Below are 9,091 nucleotides of genomic sequence, written 5' to 3'. Positions count from 1 at the left end.
ACAGCATTACCGTCATCCGCAAGGGTGCCGTGCGTCGTGCGAAGCTTTATTATCTTCGTGGCCGCACTGGTAAATCGGCGCGTATTGCGGAGCGCCGCGACTACCGGCCGGAAGCCAGCGAGGGCTAAGGGAGACTTTCCCGACCCCAAGCGAAAACAGCTTTCCAAAACGACCGGTTCCGCCAAAGCGCAGAACCGGTCGTTTTTCGTTTCAGCACCTCCATTTCAGAACGGGATTTCATCATGGGTTATCGGATCGTTGTCGCCGGTGCGACGGGCAATGTCGGGCGCGAAGTGCTCGCCATCCTCACCGAGCGCGAATTCCCGATCGACGAACTGGCGCTGGTCGCCTCGTCGCGCAGCCAGGGGACCGACGTCGAAATCGGCGACACCGGCCGCACGCTGAAATGCCAGAATATCGACAATTTCGACTGGGCCGGCTGGGACATGGCGATTTTTGCGATCGGCAGCGAAGCGACCAAGATCCATGCGCCCAAGGCGGCCGCGGCGGGCTGCGTCGTCATCGACAATTCGTCGCTCTATCGCATGGACCCCGACGTGCCGCTGATCGTACCCGAGGTGAACCCCGACGCGATCGACGGCTACAAAAAGCGCAACATCATCGCCAACCCCAACTGCTCGACCGCGCAGATGGTGGTGGCGCTGAAGCCGCTCCACGACGCTGCCAAGATCACCCGCGTCGTCGTCTCGACCTATCAGTCGGTGTCGGGCGCTGGCAAGGCGGGCATGGACGAGCTGTGGAACCAGACGCGCCAGATCTTCGTCGGCGACGAAAAGGACATCCAGAAATTCACCAAGCAGATCGCCTTCAACGTCATCCCGCACATCGACAGCTTCCTTGACGACGGATCGACCAAGGAAGAGTGGAAGATGGTCGTCGAGACCAAGAAGATCCTCGATCCCAAGATCAAGGTCACCGCAACCTGCGTCCGCGTGCCGGTGTTCGTCGGCCATTCGGAAGCGATCAACATCGAGATGGAGCGTGAGCTGTCGGCCGAGGACGCCCAGCGCATCCTGCGCGAAGCCCCCGGCGTCGTGCTCCACGACAAGCGCGAGGATGGCGGCTATATCACCCCGGTCGAATGCGTCGGCGACTTCGCGACCTTCGTGTCGCGCGTCCGTGAAGACCCGACGGTCGAAAACGGCCTCAACCTGTGGTGCGTTTCGGACAACCTGCGCAAGGGCGCGGCGCTGAACGCGGTCCAGATCGCCGAGTTGCTGGGGCGTCGGCATCTGAAGAAGGGCTGAAGGTAAAGCGGATGTTCCCCTGCGAAGGCAGGGGTCCATCTCCTAACGTCGCCTTTTGCACAAACGGCAACGCCGATCGCGAGCTTGGGTGATGGACCCCTGCCTTCGCAGGGGTGCAGGTACGTCAGCCACTCTCGACGACGCGCAATCCGAACGGGTAGGGGGAGGGGATGACCGACGTCTCCTCCTCCACCCCGCCCGCGCAGCGCCGCCTGCTCGGCGCCCTGCTGATCCTGCTGCTGCTCGCGCAGATCGAACAGCCTTATCCCGAAATCGCGCTGCTTCAGCACATCCCGACGATGCTGCTGCTCGTCGCGGCCCCGGCGCTGCTCCGCCGCTGGCCGCTCTCGACCGCGGCCGTCGCGTGTATCGTCGCCTTCCTGGCCCTCCACACCCTCGGCGGTCGCTACGCCTACAGCAGCGTCCCCTACGACCAATGGGCGCACACCCTCACCGGCACCACCCTCTCCGACGCCTTCGGCTGGAGCCGCAACCATTACGACCGTCTCGTCCATTTTGCCTTTGGCGCGCTGTCGGTGATCCCCGTCGCCGAAATCGCGCGGCGCTGGGGCGGGCTAAGCCATAGCGGCGCGGCGTTAACCGTGCTTGCTTGGGTCTTGGCCATTTCCAGCCTCTATGAAATCTTCGAATGGTTGCTGACCATCGTCGCGGCGGGCGAGACCGCCGAACGTTACAATGGTCAGCAGGGTGACATCTGGGACGCGCAAAAGGATATGGCGCTGGCGGCGCTGGGTGCGATATTGGTGCTGCTGGTCCAGCGGAGGAGATAGGCGATGCGTAACATGACGGCTCTCGCGATGGTGGCACTGCTCGCCGCCTGCAAACCGGCGCCCGAAAAGACCCCCGCAGCGACTGAGACCGCAGTGCCCCCGGTCCCCGAAGCCAAAGCCGACGGCCCCGCCGCCGCAACCACCGCGGTCAGCCTCGATGGCGAGGGGCTGCGCTTCATCGACAAGACCAGCGGCAAGGCCAGCCTCCTCGCCTTTGGCGTCCCGCGCGCGCAGGCCGAAACCGCGCTCGCGAATGTCGCGGGCAAGGCGGACGACCGCAGCACCAACGACGAATGCGGCGCCGGTCCGATGCAATTCACCCGTTACGACGCGATGACGCTCAATTTTCAGGATGATAAATTCGTCGGCTGGTTCCTGGGCAACGAACCCGGCGCTGCCGCCTATTCGACGGCGAGCGGCATCGCCATCGGCACGACGCGCGCCAAGGCGGGCGAGTCGGTGTCGATCGTCGCCGTCGAGGACAGCACCCTGGGCGAGGAATTCAGCATCGGCACCGGCGACAAGGTCGTCGGCGGCATGTTCGCAGCGCCCGGCGATACGGCCAAGATTGACGCGCTGTTCGCCGGGGTGAATTGTTTCTTTCGGTGATGGGTTCAGCGATCCTCCCCCAAGGGGGGAGGGGGACCACCCGCAGGGTGGTGGAGGGGCACAGGCGTTTTACGCAGCGTGGCGTGAAAGAGTGGTTCTGTTCCTGTAACCACGCGCGAGGCCCGCTGCCTCGCCGGCAAGACAAACCGCCTGTGCCCCTCCACCATGCTTCGCATGGTCCCCCTCCCCGTTCCGGGGAGGATCGGCGGCGTCGGGCGCCCAAACCTACCGCAACCGAACCCCATAATCGATCCGCGAGGATTTTCCGGGATAGCGAAAATTGGCAATGGCAGTTAACGACCGGGAGCGGACGTTTCTTCTCCCCTCCCGCAGGCGGGAGGGGGGTATTGGGTGAACCAGCCCCCGGCTGGTTCAGGTCGTGCCGGGGGCACGACCGGCCCAATGCCGGGTGGGCAACGACAGTGCAAAGGCCCACCCCGCTGCGACGAACGAACAAGTTCGTAAGTCTCGCTGCCCCTCCCGCTTGCGGGAGGGGATAATCGCACTCTTTACCGACGTCCGCATCCCACCCCAAAACCACCTCACCCTTAATGCCCCATATCCGCCGCCGACGCCTTGGGTGCACCCGTCCCCGGTGGCCGCAGCAACAGCACCAGCGGCACCGCCGCCAGCGTCATCCACATCATCGCCCAGAAATCGTCGATATAGGCGACCATCGCCGCCTGCCGGTTGATCTCGGCATTGACCATCGCCAGCGCGGTTTCGCCCGCGATGCCGAACCGGTCGGCGGTCGACGGGTCGATTATGCTGACCGAACTGCTCGTGACATGCGCCGCCAGGTCGGCATGGCTCGTCTGGATATTCGACCCCAGCAAGGTGGTGACGATCGAGATGCCGATTGATGCGCCCAGGCTGCGGAACAGGTTGAGCAGGCTCGATCCGTCGGTGCGATACTGCGGCGCGATCGTCGCAAACGCCATGGTATTGAGCGGGATGAAGATCAGCCCCATGCCCAGCCCCTGCACCAGTCCGCTGACGATCACCGGCTCCATACCCATCGCCAGCGACCAGTGGCTCATCTGCCATAGCGAAAAGGCGGCAATGGCGAGGCCGGTCCCCACCAGCCAGCGCGGATCGACCTTGCCCAGCAGCTGCCCCGCGACCCACATGCTCATCAAGATGCCGACGCCGCGCACCGCCAGCGCCAGCCCGGTGTCGATCACCGGCCAGCCGAACAGATTCTGCAACATCGGCGGCAACAGCGCCATCGACGCGAACATCACCACGCCGACCACGACCATGAACCCCATCGCGGTGACCAGGTTGCGGTCGGCCAGCATCGCACGGCTGAACAGCGGCGCGCGCGCGGTGAACATATGCACGACGAACATCCACAGGCACGCGACCGCGACGCCGCATTCGATCCAGATTTCGACGCTGTCGAACCAATCGGCATGTGCGCCGCGGTCGAGCATCAGTTGCAGCGCCGCCAGCCCCAGCGCGAGCATCGAAAATCCGAACAGGTCGAACCGGCGGCTGGTCTTTTTCGTCGCGGGCAGCAGCGCCCACATCAGCGCCAGCGTCAGCAGCCCGAACGGCAGGTTGACATAAAAGACCCAGCGCCAGTTGGCTTGCTCGGTCAGCCAGCCGCCGAGCACGGGGCCAACGATTGGCCCGATCATGATCCCCATGCCCCAGATCGACATGGCGCGCGCATGGCGCTCGGGCGGGTTGATGTCGAGCATCACGGCCTGTGACAGCGGCCCGATAAAGGCGGCAAACACCCCCTGCAAAAAGCGAAAGGCGACCATCTGTTCCAGCGACTGCGCCGCGCCGCACGCCATCGATGCGACGATGAAACCGAAAATCGCGATCAGGAACAATTTGCGCCGCCCGATGCGGTCGGCCAGCCAGCCGGTGATCGGCATCGCAACCGCGCTCGCCAGTATGTAGCTGGTCAGCACCCACGTCACCGTCTCGCTCGTCGCGCCCAGCGCCGATTGCATGTGCGGGATCGCGACATTGGCGATCGTCGTATCCAGGATCTGCATGATCGACGCCCCCATGACCGCAACGGTGAGCAGCGCGCGGTGGCGAACGCGCTCGTGCAGCGGGATGCTGTCGTCGGCGGGCAGCGCGGTGCCGGCAGGGCGGCGGGGGAGGGAGCGGGAGGCCATCAGGATGCCACCTCAAAATCCTCCCCATCGACTTGCGATGGGGAGGGGGACCGCCGCGAAGCGGTGGTGGAGGGGCCGAACCCTTGCATTGACTTTTGAGGTCGCCGCCCCTCCGTCAGCCCCAGCGGGGCTGCCACCTCCCCATCGCAAGTCGATGGGGAGGATCGATTAGGTCGTAGCCGTCTGGTCGTGGCGCCCACCCCCTACTCCCCCGCCACCGCACCGCCGCTCGTAAACACCCGCACCTCCGCCGACAGCCCCGCGATCATCTCGCGCGCTGGCTTCTCGTCGAACGCGATCCGCACCGGCACCCGCTGCGTCACCTTGACCCAATTGCCCGTCGCATTCTGTGCCGGCAGCACCGAAAATTCGCTGCCCGTCCCGGCGCCGATGGTCAGCACATGGCCGCGCACCTTCAGCCCCGGATAGGCGTCGAACGTCACCTCGGCGCGCTGGCCGACGCGCATATTGGCGAGGTCGGTTTCCTTGAAATTCGCCTCGACCCACGGATGCGCGGTGTCGACCAAAGTCACCGCAGGCAGCCCCGCGACCATCATCTGGCCGATCTGCAGCCGGTCCGATTGCGCGACGCGCCCGGCGCTTGGCGCGCGGACGGTGGTGCGCGCCAGATTGACCTGCGCTTGTGAGCGCTGAACGCGCGCCGCTTCGACCTGCGGATTGACGCCGCTCGCCGGACCCGCGGCCAGCTTGGTGCGCGCCTCGACCGCCGCCGCTTCGGCCTGCCGCACCCGCTCGCGCGCCTGCGCGACCGCGTGGCGCGACGCGTCATAGGCGGCTTTGGTAGTGAAACCCTTTTCCATCAGTGCCGCCTGCCGTTCGAAATTGACCTGTGCAAAGGCGACATCCTCGCGCGCCGCAGCAATATCGACGCTCGATGTGTTGGCGCTCGCCGACAGATTGCCGACCTCCACTTGCGCCGCGTCGATCGCCGCCGTCGCCTGCGCGACGTTCAGCGCATAGGGTTCGCCGTCGATGCGGAACAGCAATTGCCCCGCCGCGACCTGCTGGCCGTCGCGCACGGCAACTTCGGTGATCCGGCCGCCCACTTCGGCGGCGACCGACACCTTGTCCATCTGGACATAGGCATTGTCGGTCGACACCGATCCGCCGCTGGTCAGCCAATAATAGCCGCCCGCCGCGATCAGGATGGCGGGCAGGCCGAACATCAACAGGCGGGTGCGCCACTTCGGCGCCTCCTTTTGCTCGGTCGCGGTCGCCGCGCTGGCGGGCGGCAGCGGATCGGCCTTGGGCGCGGCTTTTGCGTCGTCGGCCGCGGGGCGGGTGGGGGAGAGCTGGTCCATCAGGCGGCCTCTTCTTTTTCTTTCTGGCAGATGCGACGCGACAGATTGGCGCGCACCCGCTCGACCAGCGCCGCCAGTTGGTCGCGCTCGGCGGCGGTCAGCCCCTCGGTCGCTTCGGCGGTCAGCGCGTCGGTGGTGGCGCGCATCGCAGTCAGCAACTCGTCGGCCCCCGGCGCCAGATACAACAGCCAGGCGCGGCGGTCGCTCGGGTCGGCACGGCGTTCGACCAGTCCCGCCTCCTCCAGCCGGTCGATCATCCGCGACAGCGTGATCGGCTCGACCTCGATCAGCTCGGCGAGCGGCCCCTGCCGGATACCCTCATGGCGCCGGAGATAGATGAGCAGCCGCCATTGCAGCGCCGTGATCCCCGTGTCGCGGGTGCGGGCGTTGAATGCACGGCGGAACAACCGCGCGCTGTCGTTGAGCAGGAATCCGATCGTTTCACTCATGGCAAGCGATATAATAGCAATAGCTACTAACTGCAAGCGCCCGACGCTACGCGGCACTTTCGTAAACTTCCGCAAATCCATCCGCCTTGGTGTAAGTTTCACCGACAATGCTTGCAAAGCCGCGCCATTTCCGCAGGATTGCGTCATGACCTTGACCGCAGACCTCTTCTGGTCGTTCCGCTCGCCCTACAGCTACCTCGCGATCGCCCGCTACCGCGCGCTCGCGGCGAGCCACGACCTGTCGATCAACCTCCGCCCCGTCTATCCGCTCGCGATCCGCCAGCCCGATTTTTTCGAGCGCAACCATCCCAATTGGCTCAGCTACACGATGCGCGACATGATTCGCGTCGCGCAATTCCATGGCATCCCCTTCGGCCCGCCGCGCCCCGATCCGATCGTCCAGGATATGACGACGCGCACCATCGCCGCCGATCAGCCCTATATCTATCGCCTGACCCGGCTCGGGCAGGCCGCATCGCGCCGCGGCAAGAGCTTGGCTTTTGCACATGAAGCGGCACAGCTGATCTGGGGCGGCGCGGTCGATTGGCATTTGGGCGACCATCTGGCGGGCGCGGCACGGCGCGCCGGGCTCGATCTGGTCGAACTGGATGCCGAAGCCGAGAAAGACGCCGAGGCGCTCGACAATGAAATCGCCGCCAATCAGGTCGCGCTGGAAATCGCCGGCCACTGGGGCGTGCCGACATTGGTGTTCGAGGGCGAGCCATTCTTCGGGCAGGACCGGATCGAGATGGCGAAGTGGCGGATGGAGCAAAAGGGGCTGCGCCCGCGCTGAACCTGCTTGCCCAACCGGCAGCCGCAGAGGCATAGCCGGGGCATGACGATCGAACCCCAATTTTTCGAGGCGCGCGATGGCGTGCGATTGGCGTGGCGTGAAACGGGTGAGGGCAGGCCGCTGATCCTGCTCCACGGCCTGTTTTCCAGCGGCGAGGTGAACTGGATCAAATTCGGCACCGCGGCGCGGATCGCCGCCGAGGGCTACCGCGTCATCATGCCCGACCTGCGCGTTCACGGGTCGAGCGACGCGCCGCACGACGAGGAGCATTATCCGCCCGACGTGCTGGTGCGCGACCTGGAGGATATGGTCGCGCATCTGGCGCTGACCGACTTCGATCTCGGCGGCTTTTCGCTCGGCGCGCGGACCAGCGTGCGCGCGGTGGTGGCGGGCATGAAACCGCGCCGGCTGATTCTGGGCGGCATGGGGCTGGCGGGTCTCGCCGGCTGGCAGCGGCGCGGCGCGTTCTTCCGGCGGGCGATCGCCGAATATGAAAGCGCCAAGCGCGGCGACGACACCTGGTTGTCGATCCAGTTCATGAAGACGATGAAGGTCGATCGGATTGCCGCGGGGCATTTGCTCGACAGTTTCACCGACACTCCGCCCGAGGCGCTGGCGGCGCTGACGATGCCCATACTCGTCGTATGCGGCGAGCAGGATCAGGACAATGGATCAGCCCCCGAACTGGTCGCCGCGCTCGCCGATGCGCAGCTCGTAACGATTCCCGGTACCCATATGTCGAGCGTAACCCAGCCCGAGCTCGGCGAAGCGATCGCGGCCTTCCTGACCGCTTGACCCTGCCTTCGGCGCGCGCCAAGCTATCGACATTGCGCCAAAGAGCGCCTTCAAAATCGTCCAGAGGATCGCACCCCATGAAAGCTATGATTTCGACCCTGTCGCTGGCCCTCTCGCTCGCGCTTGCCGGCCCCGTCGTTGCCGCACAGCAGAAGCCCGCCGCGACCGCCAAGACCGCGAAGCCCACCGCCGCTGACGCCGATGCCTTTATCGCCGCCGCCGAAAAGGATCTGTTTGGCTACACGGTCGAGGCGAGCCAGGTGAACTGGGTCAACAGCACCTATCTGACCGAGGATACCGACGCGATGGCGGCGCGGATTAACGCCGTCGGCACCGAAAAGTCCGTCAAATACGCGCTCGAAGCTGCGAAATATAAGGATGTACCGGGACTGAGCGCTGACACCAAGCGCAAGCTCGACATTTTGCGCACAGGTCTCGTCCTGCCCGCCCCGACCAGGCCCGGTGCCGCGACCGAGCTCAACCAGATCGCGACCAATCTGCAGTCGCAATATGGCAAGGGTCGCGGCACGTTGAACGGCAAGGAAATCTCAGGCTCCGACATCGAAGAGCAGATGGGCAATATCGAGCGCACGCCCGCCGAACTCGCCGAAATGTGGACCAGCTGGCACGACAATGTAGGCGCGCCGATGAAGGACGACTATGCCCGCATGGTCGCAATCGCCAACGAAGGCGCCAAGGAGCTGGGTTTTGCCAATACCGGCGCCATGTGGCGATCGGGCTATGATATGTCGCCCGAAGATTTCGCCAAGACGACCGAGCGCTTGTGGCAGGAAGTGAAGCCGCTCTATATGGCGCTCCACACCTATACGCGCTGGAAACTGAACGAGAAATATGGCGACGCGGTGCAGCCCAAGACCGGCCCGATCCGCGCCGACCTGCTCGGCAATATGTGGGCGCAGGAATGG

At 65.2% G+C, this 9,091-nt stretch carries 10 protein-coding genes; 7 read left to right on the top strand and 3 right to left on the bottom strand.

All coding sequences use genetic code 11. From position 1 onward, the window contains the following. The 4 genes from VGN68_RS15560 to VGN68_RS15545 all read left to right on the top strand — a co-directional run. Window positions 1–128, top strand: a 128-nt coding sequence (locus VGN68_RS15560) for a 50S ribosomal protein L19 (RefSeq protein WP_327477762.1), incomplete at its 5' end; no start/stop codon positions are given. Window positions 129–242: 114 nt separating this feature from the next. Continuing rightward, window positions 243–1,268, top strand: a complete 1,026-nt coding sequence (locus VGN68_RS15555) for an aspartate-semialdehyde dehydrogenase (RefSeq protein ID WP_293698835.1) — start codon at window positions 243–245, stop codon at window positions 1,266–1,268. Window positions 1,269–1,438: 170 nt separating this feature from the next. Then, window positions 1,439–2,059 carry a DUF2238 domain-containing protein gene (locus tag VGN68_RS15550; RefSeq protein WP_327477758.1) on the top strand — a complete coding sequence of 207 codons (621 nt, stop codon included), beginning with the start codon at window positions 1,439–1,441 and terminating at the stop codon, window positions 2,057–2,059. A 3-nt stretch (window positions 2,060–2,062) separates the two neighbouring features. After that, window positions 2,063–2,668, top strand: coding sequence for a hypothetical protein (locus VGN68_RS15545; RefSeq protein WP_327477756.1), 606 nt, complete (start codon window positions 2,063–2,065; stop codon window positions 2,666–2,668). 548 nt (window positions 2,669–3,216) lie between these two features. Here the strand turns inward: VGN68_RS15545 and VGN68_RS15540 are convergent. The 3 genes from VGN68_RS15540 to VGN68_RS15530 all read right to left on the bottom strand — a co-directional run bounded on the left by VGN68_RS15540 (window position 3,217) and on the right by VGN68_RS15530 (window position 6,577). Continuing rightward, window positions 3,217–4,806, bottom strand: coding sequence for an MDR family MFS transporter (locus VGN68_RS15540; protein ID WP_327477755.1), 1,590 nt, complete (start codon window positions 4,804–4,806; stop codon window positions 3,217–3,219). A gap of 203 nt (window positions 4,807–5,009) precedes the next feature. Continuing rightward, window positions 5,010–6,128 (bottom strand): HlyD family secretion protein, encoded by a 1,119-nt coding sequence (locus VGN68_RS15535; RefSeq protein ID WP_327477753.1) that lies wholly within the window; start codon window positions 6,126–6,128, stop codon window positions 5,010–5,012. Then, window positions 6,128–6,577 (bottom strand): MarR family transcriptional regulator, encoded by a 450-nt coding sequence (locus VGN68_RS15530; protein WP_327477751.1) that lies wholly within the window; start codon window positions 6,575–6,577, stop codon window positions 6,128–6,130. The genes VGN68_RS15535 and VGN68_RS15530 overlap by 1 nt, the downstream gene beginning before the upstream one ends. 145 nt (window positions 6,578–6,722) lie before the next feature. Between VGN68_RS15530 and VGN68_RS15525 the strand changes: the two genes are divergently transcribed. From VGN68_RS15525 to VGN68_RS15515, 3 genes are all read left to right on the top strand, one after another. Continuing rightward, window positions 6,723–7,370, top strand: a complete 648-nt coding sequence (locus tag VGN68_RS15525) for a 2-hydroxychromene-2-carboxylate isomerase (RefSeq protein WP_327477749.1) — start codon at window positions 6,723–6,725, stop codon at window positions 7,368–7,370. 42 nt (window positions 7,371–7,412) lie between these two features. Beyond that, entirely contained in the window at window positions 7,413–8,165 is a 753-nt protein-coding gene (locus tag VGN68_RS15520; protein WP_327477747.1) for an alpha/beta hydrolase, read from the top strand. Between the two features lie 77 nt (window positions 8,166–8,242). Next, window positions 8,243–9,091 (top strand): M2 family metallopeptidase (locus tag VGN68_RS15515; RefSeq protein WP_327477745.1); only part of this gene is annotated, 849 nt, incomplete at its 3' end.

Origin of the sequence: Sphingopyxis sp., from assembly GCF_035998965.1 — a bacterium.
Lineage (GTDB): Bacteria > Pseudomonadota > Alphaproteobacteria > Sphingomonadales > Sphingomonadaceae > Sphingopyxis.
The sequence above is the reverse complement of the archived record's forward strand: the minus strand, read 5'-3'. Positions and strand labels throughout refer to the sequence as shown.

Bases quoted from the DNA above. Each gene is read 5' to 3' on its own strand.
- VGN68_RS15535 (WP_327477753.1), bottom strand. From the start codon at position 6,128: ATGGACCAGCTCTCCCCCACCCGCCCCGCGGCCGACGACGCAAAAGCC.
- VGN68_RS15520 (WP_327477747.1), top strand. From the start codon at position 7,413: ATGACGATCGAACCCCAATTTTTCGAGGCGCGCGATGGCGTGCGATTG.
- VGN68_RS15555 (WP_293698835.1), top strand. From the start codon at position 243: ATGGGTTATCGGATCGTTGTCGCCGGTGCGACGGGCAATGTCGGGCGC.
- VGN68_RS15550 (WP_327477758.1), top strand. From the start codon at position 1,439: ATGACCGACGTCTCCTCCTCCACCCCGCCCGCGCAGCGCCGCCTGCTC.
- VGN68_RS15545 (WP_327477756.1), top strand. From the start codon at position 2,063: ATGCGTAACATGACGGCTCTCGCGATGGTGGCACTGCTCGCCGCCTGC.
- VGN68_RS15525 (WP_327477749.1), top strand. From the start codon at position 6,723: ATGACCTTGACCGCAGACCTCTTCTGGTCGTTCCGCTCGCCCTACAGC.
- VGN68_RS15540 (WP_327477755.1), bottom strand. From the start codon at position 4,806: ATGGCCTCCCGCTCCCTCCCCCGCCGCCCTGCCGGCACCGCGCTGCCC.
- VGN68_RS15530 (WP_327477751.1), bottom strand. From the start codon at position 6,577: ATGAGTGAAACGATCGGATTCCTGCTCAACGACAGCGCGCGGTTGTTC.